General features: G+C 56.2%; 1 rRNA gene. It reads right to left on the bottom strand.

The features are described 5' to 3' along the window. Nucleotides 1-743, bottom strand: a 23S ribosomal RNA gene (locus ABZ939_RS36860); the annotation flags it as partial. Nucleotides 744-1,171: the final 428 nt, after the last annotated feature.

Genomic DNA, 1,171 nt, shown 5'->3' with positions numbered 1-1,171 from the left:
GCTCGGACTCATCACTGACGCCGTAAAGCGTGAGCAGGTCCTCGACGTCCCTTGCCTTGAAGCTCACCCGTCCCAACTCCATGCGGCTGATCTTGCAAAAGGCACGCCATCACCCCGAAAGGCTCTGACGGCTTGTAAGCACACGGTTTCAGGTACTCTTTCACTCCCCTCCCGGGGTACTTTTCATCTTTCCCTCACGGTACTAGTCCGCTATCGGTCATCAGGAAGTATTTAGGCTTACCGGGTGGTCCCGGCAGATTCACAGCAAATTCCACGAGCTCGCTGCTACTCGGGAACACCACCACGCAACACCCACACAGTTTTCGCGTACGGGACTCTCACCCACTCCGGTCCACCATCCCAGGTGGTTCCACTAACCATGCAGCATCACGCCAGAAATGTCAGTTCCTGGAAGATGGGTCCCACAACACCGCACACACAACGCCTGACAGCTTGACATGCGCACGGTTTAGCCTCATCCGCTTTCGCTCGCCACTACTCACGGAATCACGGTTGTTTTCTCTTCCTACGGGTACTGAGATGTTTCACTTCCCCGCGTTCCCTCCACACACCCTATATATTCAGGTGCGGGTAACACCACATAACTGGTGCTGGGTTTCCCCATTCGGACACCCTCGGATCTCAGCTCGGTTGACAGCTCCCCGAGGCTTATCGCAGCCTCCCACGTCCTTCATCGGCTCCTGATGCCTAGACATCCACCATGTGCTCTTAACAACTTGACCACAAAGATGCTCGCATCCACTCTACAGTTCTCAAACACCACACCAGAAACAACACCAGCGTGCTGCCTCAGGACCCAACAGCGTGCCAGCAAACAATCACTCATCGAACCCGACGAAACTTTCCACACTTCCGAAGAAGCAGTACTCACCACGCCGGCAACCCGACACATGACCATAACCAGTAGTTCCACAATTCCTTGAGCAACCAGGCAACACCACGAACGGATGTTCAACCTGGCCACTCCATGGATCGTTGCTCCGGGTATCCCGGCGACCATGGATGTGTTGCTCCTTAGAAAGGAGGTGATCCAGCCGCACCTTCCGGTACGGCTACCCCGCGAGATGAGCCGCTTCGGCACCGCATCCCTCATCACCCGCACCACCAACGACGTCCAGCAGGTCCAGACGTTCGCCGTCCTTGTCCTGAC

Source organism: Streptomyces sp. NPDC046712, from assembly GCF_040645695.1.
Classification (GTDB): Bacteria; Actinomycetota; Actinomycetes; order Streptomycetales; family Streptomycetaceae; genus Streptomyces.
The sequence above is the reverse complement of the archived record's forward strand: the minus strand, read 5'-3'. Positions and strand labels throughout refer to the sequence as shown.